This window comes from Herbaspirillum sp. WTB6, from assembly GCF_057457785.1.
The window spans coordinates 3,293,068-3,311,217 of sequence record NZ_CP176522.1 but is presented as its reverse complement, the minus strand read 5'-3'; the positions used below and the strand labels follow the sequence as shown (position 1 = coordinate 3,311,217).

Genomic DNA, 18,150 nt, shown 5'->3' with positions numbered 1-18,150 from the left:
CCTTTGCGTGCAGTCACGCGATTTCGTCGCGCGCCAGTGGGCGCGCTACCAAAACAGCGCTTGGTGCAACTCGTTTGGCCGGATGTGCTGAGGCAGCGCTACGGATTTCTCACGCTTTTGACGTGGGTTAGAGCAAACAGCTTTCAAATGAAGCATGTCTCTTCGACTTTGGCGTGGTGCGTCAAACATGAAAAGACCGGGGTCTCCTTGGGATTCCAAGGAGCTTGATACGTTAATGCGTTGCACCATTTTGGTCAAGCAAAATCCCGCCGAATCACTTGAGTATCGCTCTTCAGCGGCGAAATCAGGCACAATGTGCGCTTTTTTGCTAGCATGCGCACACCGCGAACCAAGTGCCGGCGAGTATTCAGGCCATTTCCCCCAACCAATCCCAGGTAACCCCGCCCGACGTCGCATTGCATGGCCACTGACAAAGAGCTCTCCGATTTCCTCGCGGACATCGAACGCCGCGCCTTCAAGCAGGCGTTGTACGCGGTACGCAAGGAGGAGTCGGCGCTGGATGTGGTGCAGGATTCGATGCTCAAGCTCGCTTCCAGTTACGGCGATCGCCCTGCCGCCGAATTACCATTGTTGTTCCAGCGCATATTGCAGAATACGATACGCGACTATTATCGTCGGGAAAAGGTGCGTAATACCTGGGTTTCGCTGTTTTCCGGCAACAATCACAGCGACGAGCGCGGCGAAGAGGTCGATCTGCTGGCGACGTATGTGCCGGAAGATTCGTCAGCCGCGGGGCCCAGCGCTGACCAGGTCGAGCGCGAACAGATTCTGGCGATCATCGACGCCGAAGTACAAAAGCTTCCTGATCGTCAACGGGAAGCCTTCCTGATGCGTTATTGGCAGGATATGGACATTGCCGAGACCGCCCTGGTGATGGGATGTTCAGAGGGCAGCGTCAAAACCCATTGTTCGCGCGCCACACATGCGCTGGCGCGCGCGCTGAAAGCCAAAGGAATCAGCCTGTGAACAACACCGAAGAACTGGAATTTGCCTACAAGGTACGACGCGCTTTGGACCAGCGCAGCGAGGCATTGCCAGCCGCCACGGCAGCGCGCCTGCTTGCCGCGCGCGAATTCGCCTTGTCGCACAAAAAAATGGAAGTCCGGGCTGCGGCGCCGGCCTTGGCCGCCGCCGGAGCCTTCCGCTCCGGCCCCCAGAGCCGCTCCTGGCTGGCGCGACTGGGGGTTGCCGCGCCGCTATTGGCCGGATTGCTGCTGTTCGTCGGCTTGTATCAATACGAGCAGCAAAGCCACATCAATGACATCGCCGACCTCGACGCCGCGGTGCTGGCGGATGAGCTGCCGCTATCGGCGTATGCAGATCATGGCTTCAATGCCTTCCTCGCCAAGCGGGGAGATTGAGCGTGGGATGGCCGGCTGCAATTGGTACTGCCGGCGGCCTGCGCCGTCATGCACTGCTGATCCTGTTAGGGCTGGCGGCGCTCATCCTGCTTGCCATTGCCGCCATCCGAAGCAGCTCCGATCTCGGCAGCCGGGCACCGGCGGCCAGCGCGCCAGCAGCGCCCGCCCCTGCCGCCACATCGCCCAATAAAAAAGCCGGGAGCACGGCTGCGACCAAACCCGCCTGGGCCGAGTTGAGCGCGGCCCAGCAAACGGCGCTGGCGCCGCTGGCGCCGGAATGGGACAGCATGCCGTCCGCGCGCAAAACCAAATGGCTGGCCATCGGAAAAAAATACGCCACAATGAGTCCGGCCGAGCAACAGCGTGTGCAAAAACGCATGAGCGAATGGGTGAAATTGACACCCCAGCAACGGCTGGTGGCGCGGGACAGTTACACGCGTGCAAAAAAACTCGATCAGGACCAGAAATCGGCACGCTGGGAGCAATATCAGCAATTACCGCCGGAGCAAAAGGAAAAACTGGCAAATACCACGATCAAGAAACGCGTCACTACCTTGCCACCGGCACAAGGTGGGAATAAGGCGGCTGTGGCGCCGATGAAATCCACCCCGCAACCGGTGTTGGAACAGGCCTTGACTCCACAGCCGGGAGGACATCCGGGCGGGATGCCCGCAATCCCGGTTCCGGCACCACCGCCCGCGGCGGCGGCCTCAACCGCCGCGCCGGCAACAGCACAAACAACACCCGCAACACCGCCGATACTTGCACTACCTCCCGAACAGCCCGCTCCGCCTCCCGAACCGCTCGCATCCATGCCCGATCCCATTCAACATTAGAATTGTCATTCCCTTGAGTCCGGCTCTCACCACCCCCTCGCTTGCGCGCCGCCTGTGCAGCATGCTGTATGAATCGATGCTGCTGTTCGGCGTGCTGTTTTTTGCCGGCTGGCTATTTTCCACCTTGCTGCAACAGCGTCACGCGCTGTACTTGCGCAACGGCCTGCAGGATTGGTTGTTCGTTGTCATCGGCATTTATTTCGTCTGGTTCTGGAGTCACGGCGGCCAAACGCTGGCGATGAAGACCTGGCGCATCCGCCTGGTTGCCGCTGACGGCGGACCGGTCGGTGCGCTGCGTGCCCTGGGCCGCTATCTGTTGGCCTGGTTCTGGTGCGTCCCCGGCCTGATCGCGGCCTGGATGCTGGGCGCCAGGGGCTGGCTGCTGGTCCTGATTCCGGCGGGCAACCTGCTGCTATGGTCGCTCACCGTCTACCTGGATCGCGAGCGCCGCTTCCTGCACGACCGCCTGGCCGGAACGCGCCTGGTCGATGTGGCGCCGCCGCCCAAGGCCGGCCGGCGCTGAGCCGGGTTTCAAGCTGGTATTACAGGGATTGGTAGTTGCAACATACTCCAGCCATGACCAATCAACACCGCTTATTATCTGAGCGATTTTTCACCATACCCCAGGAAAAGCAAAATTCCCGGCATATCTAGAGGTCAAATGGGTGTGGACTGCCGGCATAAAGCTGGTTCAATATGCGCCCTTCGCGCGCCACGATGGTGGCAACGAATTGCTGCGGTTTTGGCATCGCCTTGAACGCGTTGAATCCGCGCTCCAGAAAATTTTGCAAATCGCCTAGCTTGGCCACCCTGGCCGGACCGCGCATCATCGCCAGCGTCGCTCCGAGCAATGGAATCCGCACCAGCCGGCACAGGCCGTTGCCGACCGACTCCACTTGCCGCAACTGCTGCTCGCGTGCGGCGCGCGTGGCGCTTTCGCGATAGGCGGCGGCATAGTCGCGCTCGTTAAAATCCGGCCCCAGACGCGCCGCCAGCGCCGTATCCAGTTGCTCCGACAGCGCATCCAGTTCGATCGCCTCGGCCACCGCCATCAGTGCCGGCAGGGGCAACAGGCGCTCCATGGTCGGCAACACACGCTCGAGGTCGGCATCGCGCTGGATCACATTCTTCTCGCCATATAAATCGTCCAGGAAAAAGCGCGCGGCTGCCGCCGACTCGGGCGCCGCCAGCAAATCGGCATGGCTGCGTGTCATGCGTGCCGCCTGAAACTGCTGTAGCGCCAGCCGCGCAGCCTGGGTGGCCGGATCGCTCCGGGCGGCCGATCTTTGCTGCGCCAACGCCTGCAAATTCGCTCTGAGCGTCGCCACCAGTTCGTGTTTTTCCATGCTTGCCCCCCTGCAGCAGGCGCGCGTAACCGGCGCCAGCGTAGTTGCCGAAGCCATATTCTTGCAGCGATCGCCGCCCGTACCAATGGCGGCACTAGAAGTGAAGCTCTAGTTCCGTCCGATTGGGCATCCAGCACGTGCGGTACACTGAAAAAAACTTGACAACATCATGACCATGATCTCCCGTCGCGCATTCATCCAGACCGGCCTGATTGGCGCCGCCACGCTGGCGCTCGCTGGCGGCCTGTATCGCTTCACGCTCGGCAAGCCAGCGCAGCGCTTTCGGCTGGACGCTGCCGGCACCGCAGCACTGGCAGCGATCGTTCCGGCCATGCTGCAAGGCGCGTTGCCGGCAACGCCGGCGGCCGATCCAGGCATCATTGCCGCCGTCATTGCGCGCACCCAGGCGGCGATCGGGGGCCTGCCGCTGCGCACCCAAAAGGAAATCGCCGACCTGTTCGGCTTGCTGACGCTGGGACCGACCAGGCGCCTGCTGGCCGGCGTGCCAGACGACTGGCCTAACGCCAAGCCGGCGGATGTGGCAGCCTTCCTGCAAAGCTGGCGCATGCATCGTTTCGGCATGCTGCAAAGCGCCTACCAGGCGCTGCATGACCTGATCATCGGCTCCTGGTACAGCGACGAAAGCGCTTGGCCGGCGATCGGCTACCCCGGCCCGATTTCCCTTCCCCACTGACGCGCCACCATGAGCCAACCCGCAGCCCCTTCGCACACAGCAGCAATCCCCGATCCGGTACAGGCAGGGATCGCCGCCGGCTGGAAAGTCACCGATGCCTCCACCCTCACGGCCAACCGCAGCATCGAGGCCGACGTCGCCATCATCGGCAGCGGCGCCGGGGGCGGCGTCACCGCCGAAATCTTGACGCTGGCCGGCCTTTCGGTGGTGTTGATCGAGGAAGGCCCGCTGAAATCCTCGCGCGACTTCAAGATGCGCGAAGCCGAGGCCTACCCTGCCCTGTACCAGGAATCGGCGGCGCGCAAGACCGGCGACAAGGCGATCAATATCCTGCAGGGCCGCTGTGTCGGCGGCTCGACCACCGTCAACTGGACCTCCAGCTTCCGCACCCCGGAAGCGACGCTACGCCACTGGGAGAAAAACGGCCTCTCCGGCTACGGCGCAGCGGCGCTGCAGCCCTGGTTCGAGCGCATGGAGCATCGTCTCGGCATTCATCCCTGGCCGGTCGCGCCAAACGAAAACAATGACCTGCTGCGGCGCGGCGCCGCCCGCCTCGGAATCCCGACCCACACCATACGGCGCAATGTCAGGGCTTGCTGGAATCTCGGCTATTGCGGCATGGGCTGCCCCACCAACGCCAAGCAATCGATGCTGGTCACCACGATCCCGGCAGCGCTTGCCGGCGGCGCGCAATTGCTGACCCGCACCCGCGCCGAGCGCCTGCAGTTGCGCGGCGACCGGGTCGACAGCCTAAGCTGCAGCGCGCTCGACGCCGACGGCCTGGCGCCGACGGGCGTCACGATCACCGTGCGGGCGCGCCATTTCGTCGTCTGCGGCGGCGCCATGAATACGCCGGCGCTGCTGCTGCGCTCGCAAGCGCCGGATCCACACGGCCTGCTCGGCAAGCGCACTTTCCTGCATCCGACCGTGATCTGCGCCGCCCTGTTCCAGCAACAGGTCAACGGTTTTGACGGCGCACCGCAATCGGTCTACTCCGACCATTTCCTGGAAACCCAGGCGATCGACGGCCCGCTTGGCTACAAGCTGGAAGCGCCGCCGCTGCACCCGGTGCTGTTCTCGACCACGATGCAGGGCTTCGGCGCGCAGCATGCGGCGATGATGCAGCAGTTTTCCCACACGCACGCGTTGCTGGCGTTGCTGCGCGACGGCTTTGCCGAACAGTCGCCGGGCGGTGCCGTGCAACTGAATAGCGACGGCTCGCCGCGCCTGGATTACCCGCTGGACGCATTTTTCTGGGACGGGGTACGGCGCGCGCTGCTGTCAATGGCCGAGATCCAGTTCGCCGCCGGCGCCAAGAGCGTGCATCCGGTGCATGAAAAGGCGGACGGCTATACCACTTGGACGGCGGCGCGCAGCGCGATCAACGCCTTGCCCTATCAGCCGCTGCAAACGCGCGTAGTGTCGGCGCACGTAATGGGGGGCTGCCCGCTGGCGGACGACCCGGCACGCGGCGTGGTGGCCGGCAACGGCGTGCACCACCAAGTGGCCAACCTGTCGATTCATGACGGCTCGCTGTTTCCAACCTCGATCGGCGCCAATCCGCAATTGTCGATTTACGGCATCACCGCGCGCCTGGCGAGCGGCCTGGCCGAACGGCTCGGCGGCAAGCCGGCGGCCTGAGCGCTGGCGGCGCCAGCCATGATCGCCCGCGCCGCGCGCATCCTGCTGCTGCTGCAACTGGCGTCGGTGCTGGCACTGGCGGTGCTGGCGCGCCAACTGTGGCAGTGGAATGAAGCGGCGGCACTGGTGTTCGGCGCCGGCCTGCTGTACCTGCTGCGGGTAGGGATTACCGCCTGCAGTTTTTGTCTGGCGGCGCGTTATCGCGGCGCCATCCCTCCCGCCTTCCGCCTCGACTGGCGTGGCCGGCGCCGCCTGTTCTGGCAAGAGTTCGACGCCACCTTGTTCGCATCCTCATGGAGCATGCCGTTTCGCCAGTTCCACCAGCGCCCGGCCGCCGCGCCGCGCGGGCCGGCGGTGCTGCTGGTGCACGGCTACGTCTGCAACAGCGGCTATTGGGATGCCATGAGCCGGGCGCTCGCGCGTGCCGGCATCAGCCACCACGCACTGGATCTGGAACCGGTACTCGGCAGCATCGAGCAATACGTACCGGCGCTTGACGCCGCGATCCGGGCGCTGTGCGCGGCCAGCGGCAGCCAACGCATCGTCGTGCTGGCGCACAGCATGGGCGGACTGGCGACCCGCGCGTATCTGCGCCGGCATGGCGCGGGCCGCATCGCGAAAATCATCACGCTCGGCACCCCGCATCATGGCACCGCGCTGGCCCGCTTCGGGGTCGGCATCAACACGCGCGAAATGCGCTGGAGCGGACGCTCCGGCCAGGGCCAGCCCAGTGCCTGGCTACAGGCGCTGGCGGCCAGCGAAGATGCCGAACTGCATCGCCTGTTCGTGTCGATTTACTCGCACCACGATAACATCGTGTCGCCGCCTAGCTCGTCCCGGCTGGCCGGCGCCAAAAACGTCGAACTGGGCGGAATCGGCCACGTGGCGCTGGCGCAAGATGCCGGCGTCCAGGCGCTGGTGGTCGAGGAAATCCTGGGTACCGGATCGCCTTGAGCTAGCGCGACATCGCCTCAGCCGGGTTTATCCCGCCCGTCGATCAGCCTGCCGGCAAGCGCGGCGCTGGTCCGGGTGGCAGCGCGCAATGACGCGTAGACCAGAGCACTTACAGCTTGCTGGCATTGTTCGATTACCTGCACCGGGGCCGCGATGACCTCGACCTGCGCCAGCAACGCATATGCCTGCCGCGTGATCGCTCGCTGCACCTGCTCGCTGGCATCAATCCCGGCGGCGATCCCATCCACCGCCAGATCTTTCAAACCATGAACCTGCGCTATCGATAATGAGGGCATGTCTGTTCCTTCTTCAGTTGGTGGCGCACCAGGCGCGTATCTGTTCGTACACCGCAGCATCGTGCGCTAGCTGCATATGATGCATTCGGGCAAACACCTTGATGTTTTGGTCCGGCAGTACGGCGGCCACCGAATCGGTCCGACCGCGCTTCTTGCGCGGCAGGGGAACCAGCGCATCGCCCAATAGCAGGCTGGCGATATGCTGCGGATTTTCAGCCAGGCTAGCGGCAATCAGATAGTGTTGCGCCGAAGCCAGCCACGCAATCGGCTGCAATTTCCGCTCCGATGTCGACACCAGCGCATCGCCGCGACGCAAATCCTTGATGCCACGGCTGCGCAAATCGAGCGCGTCGCCGATTATCGCGATAATCGGATTCGGCACCGCTTTCAGCGTTGCCACCGCGGCGTGCGTCAATCGTTCCAGCGGCGCACCCTCATGCGGTGTACCGAGATAAAACACCCGGGTCACGCGCTCGACCCACGGCAAATTTTGCCGACTCGCCACCTCGCAAGCACCGCGCAGCACCAGGCCGCCCATGCTGTGGCCAAGCAGGACGATTTCATCCACCGCCAGCGGATAGGCAGCCAGCAGCTCCGCGAGCAGCGCAGCCAGCGCCGCGCCATTCTGCGCAATCGGCAAGCCGCTGTTGTAGCGCAGGTAAAACGGCGTGTAGCCCAGTTCCGATTGCAAGCGGCTGCCGTATGTGACACAACCACCGTCGGGCGCCTTCCAGCTCCAGGTATTTTCGTTGCAGCACAGCCCATGCACCAGAATGCACAGCTTGGCCGTGGCTGCCGGCTGCGCCCGCAGCAAGTCGGCGCGGGTTAGCGGCAGCGATCGTCCGTCGTGCATGAACCCCATGCGCAAGGCCAGGCCATTGTTGCGTTGCTGCAGATAATCGCCCAACGTCCCATTCAGGACACTGACGCCGGCGGCAATCCAGTACGGGCGCCGCTCGGCGAGTGGGCGATGCGGCAAATCGGTCATGGGACCTTTCGTCCTTAAATCCTGCTGCCAGCCATGATTCCATTTCCGGCCTGCACGTGCAGGAACTTTTTTAATCACAAGGCAACAGACGAATATCAAGCGCGCTGCCGGCGAAGGAAGTTGCGATGAAAAAATTACTGCTCACGGTCTCTGCACTCGCGGCTTTTTTCAACCCCAGCCTGCCGGCATTCTGTGCCGACATCGTGGCGACCGCGGCCGCCGACGGCTCGTTCAAGACCTTCGTGAAAGCACTGCAAGAAGCCGGCCTGGCCGACACCCTGAAGGGCCCGGGTCCTTTCACCATCTTCGCACCGACCGATGGCGCGTTTTCAAAATTGCCTGCCGGTACCCTGAACGCGCTGATGAAGGACAAGGTCAGGCTGGCGCAAGTGCTGACCTACCATATCCTCCCGGGAAGAATCCTGGTCACCGAATTCAAGCCTGGCCAGACCAAGACCATCCAGGGCGACATGCTGACGGTGACGTCCGACAATGGCAAGGTTACGGTCGACAACGCCAACGTGATCCAGAGCGACCTGCTTGCCGACAATGGCGTGATTCAGGCAATCGATACGGTGCTGCTGCCGAAATGAGAAATGCCGCGGGTGCGCCGAAGCGCACCCGTTCCGGATTTAAAAATGTACGCCGCGCAACATGTGTTCCAGCGCCGCCTGATCCGCCGTCAACCGCGGCGCTTTCTTCTCGCCACCGGCCGCCGCATCCGAATCGGAAAACATGCGGAAACTGGTGTTCATGACGATTTGCGCCACGCGCGGTACCAGCGCATGCAGCACCTGGCCGGTAATCCCTAGCCGGGTGGCGATGCGTACCGGCTTGTAGACGATCGCCTGGGCGATCAAGTCGGCCGCTTGCTCCGGCGCCAGGGTTGGCACGTTCTGGTAGATCTTGGTCGGCGCGATCATCGGCGTGCGCACCAGCGGCATGTTGATCGTGGTGAAATTGATCCCCATGTCGGCGAATTCGGATGCCGCGCAGCGGGTCCAGGCGTCCAGCGCCGCCTTCGATGCCACATATGCGGAGAAGCGCGGCGCATTGGTCAATACGCCGATCGAGGATATGTTGATGACCTGACCGCGCTTTTGCACCACCATCGCCGGCAGCAGGCCCATCGTCAGGCGCAGCGCTCCGAAGTAGTTCAACTGCATGGTGCGCTCGAAATCGTGGAAGCGCTCATAGCTCGATTCGATGCCGCGCCGGATCGAGCGCCCGGCATTGTTGACCAGCACATCGACGCAGCCGTGGTTGGCGATCAGCAGTTGCGCGAAGCGGTCGCAATCGGCCATGTCGGCGATATCCACCGCGTAGGTGACGACGTCGAAGCCGCGTGCACGAATTTCCTTCTGCGCCTCGGCCAGTTTTTCCTCGTCGCGGCCGCAGATGATCGTAGTCGCGCCCGCTTCCGCCAGCTTGTGGGCCGCGGCCAGGCCGATGCCGGACGAACCGCCGGTGACCAGCACCACCTTGCCGGCCACCTGTCCCCCCAGCGTGCGGTCAATGAACAGATCGGGGTCGAGGTTGCGCTCCCAGTAATCCCAGATGCGATCGGCATAATCTGCCAGGCGCGGGCAGGCGATGCCGCTGCCTTTCAAGGCGGCGGCAGTGGCGCGATTGTCGAAACGGGTCGGATAGTTGATGAATTGCATCAGGTCTTCCGGCAGCCCGAGATCCTTCATCACCGCATTGCGCACGCGCCGCACCGGGGTCAGCGACATCAGGCCCTTCTTCACCGATTTCGGCACGAAACCCAGCAAAGCGGCGTTGATGCGCAGGCTCATGGTCGGCGCGTGCGCAGCGCGCGCGAAGGTGTTCAGCACGTCGCCCACGCGCAGCGGCTCGGGGTCGGTCAGGTGGAAGCAATCGGAGGCCAAATCCGGCTGGTGCGCAATGTGATCCATCGCGTCGACCACATAGTCGACCGGCACGATATTGATGCGCCCGCCCTCGATGCCGATGGTCGGCATCCACGGCGGCAGCAACTGGCGGATGCGCTGGATCAGCTTGAAGAAATAATAGGGACCGTCGATCTTGTCCATCTCGCCGGTCTTGGAATCGCCCACCACCATGCCGGGGCGGTAAATACGAAGTGTGCCTTTGCCGCCCTTGTATTCCTCGCGCACGATTTTTTCCGATTCATGCTTGGTGGCGAAATACGGATGGTCGAGGTTTTCCGCTTCCTCGAACATATCCTCGCGGAAGATACCTTCGAACAGACCGGCCGCCGCGATCGAACTGACGTGATGAAAATTCCTGGCGCCGATGGCGTTGGCCAACGCCACGGTGTTGCGCGTGCCTTCAACGTTGACCGCCATCTGTTCCTCGGCATCGGCCTTGAGGTCGTAGATCGCGGCGAGATGAAAAAAGTGGTCGATATTTTTCGTGAGTGCCTTGAGATCGGTCTTCGACAAACCCAGCTTCGCTTCACGCAGATCGCCGAACACAGGAATCGCGCGCGCCTTGCCGACGCCCCAATACGCCAGCAGCTCGGACACCTTGTCCGCGCTTTCCTGCCGCATCAGAAAATGAACCACGCTGCCTTTGCGTGCCAGCAGTTTTTTGACCAATCGTTTTCCGATGAAGCCGGTGGCGCCTGTCACGAAATATTGCATGTTTCCCCCTGGTTTATTTCGACTATAATTTTCGAATCATTACAGCCCCGGGTCGGATTGGCAATAGCTGCCGTGGCATCTGCGTCACGATACGAGTTCTTTAGAATTCCGGCTCTATGGCTTTAGGTACCGGTCTCTAGTTTTGGCGCTTACACTGCTTGCATCAGTACCACGCTCGCCGGTCGATCCGGCGTTTTGAATCCCGGGTTGAATCAACTCACGACTGGAGAACATGATGGTGAAAAAATTGAAGGCGCTGGCCAAAACCGACGATCATCAACTGGCCGAAGCGGTGCGCACCTCCGCGCAACAGATCTGGCAAGCCGGCCTCGGCGCATTTGCCAAGGCGCAGGAAGAAGGCGGCCGGGTGTTCGCCAAGCTGGTCAAGGAAGGCACCGAACTGCAAAAGCGCACCCAGAAGCTGGCCGGCGACAAGGTATCCGGCGTTTCCGACACCGTGACCAAGATGGCTGACAACGTCAGCAAACAGGCAGCCGGCTCGTGGGATAAATTGGAGCAGGTGTTTGAAGACCGCGTCGCACGTTCGCTGACCAGCCTCGGCGTGCCGTCGCAAAAAGACATCCAGGCGCTGACGCGCCGGGTCGAGGAACTGAACAAGGCGGTGGCCGCGCTATCCGGCAAGAAACCGGCAGCGGCGAAAGCCGAAGGCGCTGCGCCGGCACGGGCCGCGGCCAAACCGGCGGCAAAAAAAACAGCCGCCAAACCGGCAGTCAAGGCTGCAGCCAAGCCGGCAGCAAAAGCTGGTGCCAAGCCCGCCGCCAAGAAAGCGGCCAGCACTGCGGGCGCCTGATCGTTCGAGCTTCCGATTTGCCATTCCCCACCGGAGTTGATCATGTCCGCGGTCGCGCGACCGCGGCCGATCACTCGGTGCATCGGGCTTGTGCCTCGCACAAGCCCGTTTTTTCGTTGTCTCCCGGATAATCGCTCATGACTTCCGCTCGCGTCACCCCCATCCGCAGCAAACACACGGCTTCCACCGGCCGCTCGGGGCGCTCCCGCATCGGGATCGCGCTGGCGGGCGGCGGGCCACTGGGCGCGGTGTATGAAATCGGCGCGCTGGCGGCGATCGAGGAATCGATCGAAGGGCTGGATTTGAACGATGCCGACATCTACGTCGGCATCAGCGCCGGCGGCATCGTCGCCGCCGGCCTCGCCAACGGCATCACGCCGCATCAGATGTGCCGCATGTTCGTCGAGAGCGATCACGGCGATCCGACCGGCGAGCGAGTGCAGCCGGAACTGTTCTTTACTCCGGCCTGGGGTGAACTCGGCAAGCGGACGGCGGCACTGCCGCCACTGCTGGCGCGCTCGGCATTCGACTACCTGCGGCGCGGCGGCCGGGGTAGCGTCGTCCATTCGTTCGAGCGCCTGAAGCGGGCGCTGCCGATCGGCCTGTTTGCCAGTTCCGGAATCGATGAATTCCTGCAGAAAACTTTCTCCGAAGCCGGACGCAGCAATGACTTTCGCAAATTGCAGCGGCGCCTGGTGATCGTCGCCACCGACCTCGATTCCGGCACATCGGTCGAGTTCGGCCAACCCGGCCTCGACCACGTGCCGATCTCGCAGGCGGTGCAAGCCAGCACGGCGGTGCCGGGGCTGTTTCCGCCGGTCGCGATCGACGGCCGCCATTTCGTCGATGGCGCATTGAAAAAAACCCTGCATGCATCGATCGCGCTGAAGGATGGCGCCGACCTGACGATCTGCCTGAACCCGCTGGTGCCCTACAACAGCACGACCCTGGGCGGCGACAGCGTGGCCGAACACGGCCTGCTGGCGGTGCTCTCGCAAACCCTGCGCACCATCATCCATTCGCGCCTGGAAATCGGCATCGACAACTATGCCCGCCTGTACCCGCAAGCCGACGTGCTGCTGTTCGAACCCAGCCCATCCGACGCCGAAATATTCTTCGCCAATCTGTTCAGCTACACCAACCGTCGGCGCCTGTGCGAAAACGCCTATCAGCACACCCGCCTGACGCTGTGGCAGCAGCGCGCGACGCTGGCGCCAAAACTGGCGCGGCATGGCTTGCGGCTAAAAGTGCCGCTGTTGCAGGACACCAGCATGACGCTGGTGAAAACACCCGCGCCGCGCAGCAAGGACCGCTTCGCGCTGGGGCGCCTGAATCAGACGCTGCACGACCTGGAACGCTATCTGAGAGTCGCCGGGAGCTGAGCCAAAAACCGGATCAACAACCGATTCAAGAGCTGCCTCAAAAGCCGAATCGAGCTGAAATCCAACGGTGGTATGCTTGCAGCAAAAAACCATCAAGGGAGACGACCCGCCATGCAGCAAAAAGCTCCGCGCCGCACGCGCGAACGCATCCTCGAACTGTCCCTGCGCCTGTTCAACGAATTCGGCGAACCCAACATCACGACCACTGTGATCGCCGAAGAGATGAATATTTCTCCCGGCAACCTGTACTACCACTTCCGCAACAAGGACGACATCGTCAATTCGATCTTCACCAGTTTCGAAGCGGAAATCACGCGCATGCTGGGCGCTCCGGACGGCCGCCGCGTGAATATCGAAGACGTCTGGCTCTACCTGCACCTGATGTTCGAACTGGTCTGGCGCTACCGTTTTTTCTACCGCGACCTGAGCGACCTGCTGTCGCGCAACCGCACGCTGGAACTGCACTTCAAGCAAATCCTCGCCTACAAGATCAAGGTCGCGCGCGAGTTGTGCGAGGGCCTGCAGCGCGAAGGCGCGCTGGAAGCGACGCCGGCCGAAATCGACACGCTGGCGACCAACATGGTGGTGGTGGCCACCTACTGGCTGTCATACGAATACGTGCGCAATCCGCGCAAGTACAGCGAGCAGCAAGCGATGGCCGATGCGCTGGCGCGCGGCTGCTACCAGACTCTGTCGCAGATCGGACCGTATCTGCGCGGCGAAACCCGCCTGCTGTTTCAAAAGCTGGCCGACGAGTATTTGAAGAAAATCAAATAAGGAGAAGCCCATGGCCTGGACCAAATTCCCGTACCCGAACGACGCCTATATCTACAACGCCGCCAGCCTGAAAAAGAACTGGGCGCGGCTGCATGCCGGCGACGCCGAAGCGCTGCCCAAGGACGCGGCGCTGATCGACGCCTGGATCGCCTTCCATGCCGGCAATTTCGAACAGGCGGCAAAAGCCGGCCTGGCGCTCGGCATGCCCGGCTACGCGGTGGCCAACAAGGCGACCTGCATGTACGCCACTCACGTGGAAAAATCCGACGCCAAGAAACTGAAGCTGTACCAGGAGGTCGCCGAGCGCTGCGAACAGCAACAGGCCGAACAGCCGAAAAATGCCGCCGGCTTCTACTGGCACGCCTACGCGCTGGGCCGCTATGCGCAAGGCATTTCGGTGGTCAAGGCGCTGTCGCAGGGCATTGGCGGCAAGGTCAAGAGCAGCCTCGACACCACCCTCAAGCTGGCGCCCGCGCACGCCGACGCCCATATCGCGCTGGGTGCCTACCACGCCGAAATCATCGACAAGGTCGGCGCCATGATCGGCGGCCTGACCTACGGCGCCAAGAAGGATGAAGGCATCAAGCACTTCAAGAAGGCGCTCAGCCTGAACCCGGATTCGGCGATCGCGCGCGTCGAATACGCGAACGCGCTGGTGATGCTGGAGGGAAAAAAGAAGATGGCGGAAGCGCTGGCGCTGTATCAGGAAGCGGCCGCGTGCGAGCCGGCGGACGCGATGGAGCGGCTGGATGTGGAGATGGCGAAGGAAGAGCTGGAGGATTGATTTCGGGTCCACTCATCAAGTCCGCTTCGGCGCATCGGATCAGACCCGATTCTGTCGGCAGTGCAGGAGTTAATCGGAGCCAAAGTAAGGGAAAACGACTGCGATCGGCCATTTTCGGACAGATGGCGCCCTGTCTGAAACCGGCCATTCGCCGATCAAGAAGTCGTGAATCCCGCTATCTATCCAGTTGAATTATTGCCGAGGCATGCTGTGGGGTGCCATACTCCGCACTGGACTTCCCCATGAGATTCGGTTCCACGGCCCATGGATTTACATGTTTATCCAGATACACGGCGGTGCCGCGTGTACCAGCGTATATCGGAGCTAGACAATGAGTGATTCGCCGCGAGTCTTTATCGCTTCATCTCATGAAGCGCTTCAAGTTGCTGAGGCTGTCAACATACGGTTGGAAGGCGACGGTCTGATCAAACAGTGGGACAACGCGTTCGACCTTTCAACGCTTACGCTACCCGCACTGTGTGCGCGTACGAAAGAAACTGACTTTGCGGTATTTGTCTTTCATAAGGACGATCAGACGATTGTTCGCGGCAACACCTATAGCTCGGTCCGAGACAATGTCGTATTTGAACTCGGACTGTTCATCGGTGGTCTTGGCATTGAAAAGTGCTTTGTTCTCGTCCCGAAGTCGGTGGAAGGCGACTTTCGTTTGCCCACCGACCTTGCAGGTCTTACCGTCACATCCTACGATGACTCGATTGAAGACATGGTGGACGCAGTTACAACCAGTTGCGCGAAGATCAAACAATCCATGCGAAAGTCGTGGGGCGCGATCACAGCGGCTGCCGCGCAGCAGCCATCACCTCAAGTTCTCCAACGCGATCCTGTGCGGGAGTTGCAGTCTGAGCTCTGGCGCGCGCGGATTGATCTCCAACGGGCAGTCGAGCAGGTGGCTGTGATGCAGAGCGCCATCACTACTTACTTCATGGCGGTCGCAAAGCCAGCCACGGAAAAGGAGATTGCGAACTGGGAGGAAGGGGCCAAGCAAAGTTACAACAGCGTACCCAAGATCGGGGCACGAAATACGTTCTTCGTTGATCGCGATGTAATTATTCCCTCGCTTCACGGCGCAAACTCAATCTCAGTAATTGTTGCGGGTGGCGCCAGAGTATTCGGCTTGGAACAGTCGAGCCACAACGCCGTCTATTTTATGGATGGGTTCAGAAAGCTCGGCGCGTAACGCACAAACATGCAATGCACCCGGATCGCGCACGAAAAGCCGCGCAAGGCAGGTGATTTTAAAGGTGAGCGTCTGCTTTCCAAGTCCAGCAACGGTAGCAACGGGTCGAGCGCAGCCTGTCGTGACCGGCAGCACCCGGCCAGTTCCGAACGCTGGCCACGGCGGCTTTCCGGCGTCTCCTTTTGTCGTTCCCGGGCCTTAGATGACAAGGGTGCCACCACCAGCAACAGGCCAGAAGCGCCTGCTCGTGTCCGCCGCTGGTTTACGGACGAACCCCGCGCGATATGCCGCTTGACTCAAGTCTGCTGCCGGCTCGACAATCATCCGTCATGATCCCACGGCATTCTTCTTGCACTCGCTTGCTCATCATCACGGCGGCAGCATTCTTCAGTCTTGCCTTACCTGCGCATGCACAGGCCACGTCAACCGAGCCCGGGCCTCGCCTGACCTACGCTCCGACGACGGCTTCAGAGCCTGCAGCGGCGCGCCACAGCGCACACACAGGGGCACAGGCCGCCACGCTGCGTGCTATCGGCGCCTCAGGGTCACTCACGCAGGAGCTGCGCTACGGCGTGAAGTCGCCTCAAGTGCGCGAGTTGCAGGTGCGGTTGCGGCTTGCCAAATACCTTGCGCTGTACGATGTCGACGACCGCTTCGGCATGCTTACGCGAGAGGCGGTGCTGAAGTTTCAACGCGACAACGGACTCAGCGCCACTGGCATGGTCGACCAGCAGACCTGGGACACGCTGCTGGTGCGCTCGCGCGTGCCGACCGAGGCCGAGCTGAACAACACCGACGTCGGTTCTTGGTTCGCGGCGCCGGAGCAGACCGGTTACATTATGGAGTTGCAGCACCGACTGGGCCAAGTGGGGCTGTACCAAGGCGCGGTCGACGGCACATTCAACGACACCACCCGGCGGGCGATCGAAGCTTGGCGCGTCCGCATTGGCTTGCCGGTGAGTGAGGTCATGGACGAGCGCACCTGGGCGCTTTTGATCCGCCGCACGCGAAACCCCCGCTATGCCGAGTTGTTCGACGCGTCGCCGGCCAGCACACTTGTCCAGGAGCTCGACCCCCGCTGTGCGGAGGGCAAGGTGGTGTGCATATCCAAGAAACAACGAAAGATGTCCTATGTCGTCGATGGCAAGGTGCACTTCACGCGGGAGGCGCGTTTTTCCAGGCCCGGCTGGGACAGCCCCGAGGGCGAATTCCGCATCTGGTACATGAACAGCGACACAGTCTCAAAGATCTTTGGCGAACGCACTCCGATGCCCTACGCCATGTTCTATCAGGGTAACGTTGCCATCCACTACTCACAGGACTTCGCCGATAAGGGCTACGAGGGCGGCTCGCACGGTTGCAGCCAGCTACGCGACTACCAGGCCGCCAAGTGGCTCTATGAGCAGCTAAAGGTCGGAGACCGAGTGGTTGTCTATTAACTGCGGGGCAGTCGAGTGATCGAGCGGATCCCCACGCACCTGTGGTTGTGCAGGCCTTGCGTCCCGGGCTGCGGTGACTGGCTGCGCTTGGCGCGGGTAGAGCCGTGTGAAGGGCTATGAATCACGAGAGTTTGCCAGAAGTTGGGTCTGCTTTACGGTCAGGCGGCGGGCCGAGCGCATGCTGAGCAGCGGCAGGCCCGCCAAAACACCCAGGTGGATCACCCTAGGGCGGGCGGGTTCATCCCAGTGAGCCCGAAAACATGCCGTTTGAAAAACCTATTCCCCTGGTCAACAACGTCTGATCGATGACCAGCAGCCACAACGGCGGCTTCTACAGCAATTTCCTGATGCGGCCCTCTGGATGGAAGCAGCTTCAGCCTTTCTGGTTTTCATCCAACGGCTGCTTCGGGGCGCCCAATTTGACTTGGTCGATTTCTGCTATGAGTCGTGTATAGCCAATCCAACTCGCCCGCATCGTTCCCCATCAGGGATGAATCCCACCAGTTGCCACGGCGCTGCAATCCCAAATCGCCCTACTCCCTCGACGGCGGCGCCAGCGGCCGCAAGGCAATCGGTGCCGACATCACGATCGAGGTGCGGGTTTCGCCGAAGTGATTGATGCTGCCGACGAATTGCTCCAGGTGGCGGACGTTGCGGGCGACGACGCGCAGGATGTACGAATCCTGGCCGGTCACGTGCAGGCATTCGAGCACTTCCGGCATCTGTTCCAGTTGCGCCAGCAGCCTGGCCTTGTCCGGCTGCATCGCGGTGATGCCGACCAGGGCCATGACGCCGTAGCCGACTTGCTCCGGCGCCACCACGGCGCGAAAGCCCTCGATCACGCCGGCCTCTTCCAGCCGTTTCAGGCGTTCCGAGGTGGCCGGCACCGACAGCGCGACTTTCTCGGCCAACTCCGTCAGCGAGATCCGGCCGTCGGCCTGGATCGCTTCCAGGATTTTCCATGAGCGCGCGTCGATGTCCATAAAATCCTGCCC

General features: G+C 62.1%; 19 protein-coding genes. 14 read left to right on the top strand and 5 right to left on the bottom strand.

From position 1 onward, the window contains the following. Positions 1-420: 420 nt before the first annotated feature. From ACK2VC_RS15385 to ACK2VC_RS15370, 4 genes are all read left to right on the top strand, one after another. Entirely contained in the window at positions 421-987 is a 567-nt protein-coding gene (locus ACK2VC_RS15385; RefSeq protein WP_486731255.1) for an RNA polymerase sigma factor, read from the top strand. After that, on the top strand, positions 984-1,382 hold the full coding sequence (locus ACK2VC_RS15380) for a DUF3619 family protein (RefSeq protein ID WP_486731254.1): 399 nt from the start codon (positions 984-986) through the stop codon (positions 1,380-1,382). Before ACK2VC_RS15385 ends, ACK2VC_RS15380 begins: the two co-directional genes overlap by 4 nt. 2 nt (positions 1,383-1,384) lie before the next feature. Continuing rightward, positions 1,385-2,218, top strand: coding sequence for a DUF3106 domain-containing protein (locus tag ACK2VC_RS15375; protein WP_486731253.1), 834 nt, complete (start codon positions 1,385-1,387; stop codon positions 2,216-2,218). Between the two features lie 61 nt (positions 2,219-2,279). Beyond that, positions 2,280-2,741 carry an RDD family protein gene (locus ACK2VC_RS15370; RefSeq protein WP_486733259.1) on the top strand — a complete coding sequence of 154 codons (462 nt, stop codon included), beginning with the start codon at positions 2,280-2,282 and terminating at the stop codon, positions 2,739-2,741. A 127-nt stretch (positions 2,742-2,868) separates the two neighbouring features. Here ACK2VC_RS15370 and ACK2VC_RS15365 read toward each other — a convergent pair whose 3' ends face one another. Continuing rightward, the gene (locus tag ACK2VC_RS15365) at positions 2,869-3,564 is read right to left on the bottom strand and encodes a DUF8198 family protein (RefSeq protein WP_486731252.1); all 696 of its coding nucleotides are present in this window, start codon (positions 3,562-3,564) and stop codon (positions 2,869-2,871) included. Between the two features lie 169 nt (positions 3,565-3,733). Between ACK2VC_RS15365 and ACK2VC_RS15360 the strand changes: the two genes are divergently transcribed. From ACK2VC_RS15360 to ACK2VC_RS15350, 3 genes are read left to right on the top strand one after another with little or no spacing between them, the layout of a single operon-like run. Then, positions 3,734-4,258 carry a hypothetical protein gene (locus ACK2VC_RS15360; RefSeq protein WP_486731251.1) on the top strand — a complete coding sequence of 175 codons (525 nt, stop codon included), beginning with the start codon at positions 3,734-3,736 and terminating at the stop codon, positions 4,256-4,258. 9 nt (positions 4,259-4,267) lie between these two features. Next, complete coding sequence (locus tag ACK2VC_RS15355; RefSeq protein WP_486731250.1) at positions 4,268-5,899, top strand: FAD-dependent oxidoreductase; 1,632 nt, start codon at positions 4,268-4,270, stop codon at positions 5,897-5,899. Between the two features lie 18 nt (positions 5,900-5,917). Continuing rightward, positions 5,918-6,853, top strand: coding sequence for a lipase family alpha/beta hydrolase (locus ACK2VC_RS15350; RefSeq protein ID WP_486731249.1), 936 nt, complete (start codon positions 5,918-5,920; stop codon positions 6,851-6,853). 17 nt (positions 6,854-6,870) lie between these two features. Here ACK2VC_RS15350 and ACK2VC_RS15345 read toward each other — a convergent pair whose 3' ends face one another. Together ACK2VC_RS15345 and ACK2VC_RS15340 are read right to left on the bottom strand one after the other, a co-directional pair. Further along, positions 6,871-7,149: a hypothetical protein gene (locus ACK2VC_RS15345; protein ID WP_486731248.1), complete on the bottom strand. Its 279-nt coding sequence runs from the start codon at positions 7,147-7,149 to the stop codon at positions 6,871-6,873. A gap of 13 nt (positions 7,150-7,162) precedes the next feature. Beyond that, positions 7,163-8,137, bottom strand: a complete 975-nt coding sequence (locus tag ACK2VC_RS15340; RefSeq protein WP_486731247.1) for an esterase/lipase family protein — start codon at positions 8,135-8,137, stop codon at positions 7,163-7,165. Positions 8,138-8,262: 125 nt separating this feature from the next. On the opposite strand from ACK2VC_RS15340, the gene ACK2VC_RS15335 reads away from it, so the two are divergent. Then, entirely contained in the window at positions 8,263-8,730 is a 468-nt protein-coding gene (locus ACK2VC_RS15335) for a fasciclin domain-containing protein (RefSeq protein WP_486731246.1), read from the top strand. A 39-nt stretch (positions 8,731-8,769) separates the two neighbouring features. On the opposite strand, the gene ACK2VC_RS15330 is transcribed toward ACK2VC_RS15335, so the two are convergent. Next, positions 8,770-10,764, bottom strand: coding sequence for an SDR family oxidoreductase (locus tag ACK2VC_RS15330; RefSeq protein WP_486731245.1), 1,995 nt, complete (start codon positions 10,762-10,764; stop codon positions 8,770-8,772). 232 nt (positions 10,765-10,996) lie between these two features. Between ACK2VC_RS15330 and ACK2VC_RS15325 the strand changes: the two genes are divergently transcribed. The 6 genes from ACK2VC_RS15325 (at position 10,997) to ACK2VC_RS15300 (ending at position 17,155) form a co-directional block, all read left to right on the top strand. Next, positions 10,997-11,575, top strand: a complete 579-nt coding sequence (locus ACK2VC_RS15325; protein WP_486731244.1) for a phasin family protein — start codon at positions 10,997-10,999, stop codon at positions 11,573-11,575. Between the two features lie 137 nt (positions 11,576-11,712). Next, the gene (locus tag ACK2VC_RS15320) at positions 11,713-12,957 is read left to right on the top strand and encodes a patatin-like phospholipase family protein (protein WP_486731243.1); all 1,245 of its coding nucleotides are present in this window, start codon (positions 11,713-11,715) and stop codon (positions 12,955-12,957) included. A 111-nt stretch (positions 12,958-13,068) separates the two neighbouring features. Then, positions 13,069-13,734, top strand: coding sequence for a TetR/AcrR family transcriptional regulator (locus ACK2VC_RS15315; RefSeq protein ID WP_486731242.1), 666 nt, complete (start codon positions 13,069-13,071; stop codon positions 13,732-13,734). A gap of 10 nt (positions 13,735-13,744) precedes the next feature. Then, positions 13,745-14,518, top strand: a complete 774-nt coding sequence (locus tag ACK2VC_RS15310) for a hypothetical protein (protein WP_486731241.1) — start codon at positions 13,745-13,747, stop codon at positions 14,516-14,518. 331 nt (positions 14,519-14,849) lie between these two features. Continuing rightward, positions 14,850-15,716 carry a TIR domain-containing protein gene (locus ACK2VC_RS15305; RefSeq protein WP_486731240.1) on the top strand — a complete coding sequence of 289 codons (867 nt, stop codon included), beginning with the start codon at positions 14,850-14,852 and terminating at the stop codon, positions 15,714-15,716. A gap of 359 nt (positions 15,717-16,075) precedes the next feature. Beyond that, positions 16,076-17,155: a L,D-transpeptidase family protein gene (locus ACK2VC_RS15300; RefSeq protein WP_486731239.1), complete on the top strand. Its 1,080-nt coding sequence runs from the start codon at positions 16,076-16,078 to the stop codon at positions 17,153-17,155. A gap of 533 nt (positions 17,156-17,688) precedes the next feature. Here ACK2VC_RS15300 and ACK2VC_RS15295 read toward each other — a convergent pair. Further along, positions 17,689-18,138, bottom strand: coding sequence for an Lrp/AsnC family transcriptional regulator (locus ACK2VC_RS15295; RefSeq protein ID WP_486731238.1), 450 nt, complete (start codon positions 18,136-18,138; stop codon positions 17,689-17,691). Positions 18,139-18,150 lie beyond the last annotated feature (12 nt).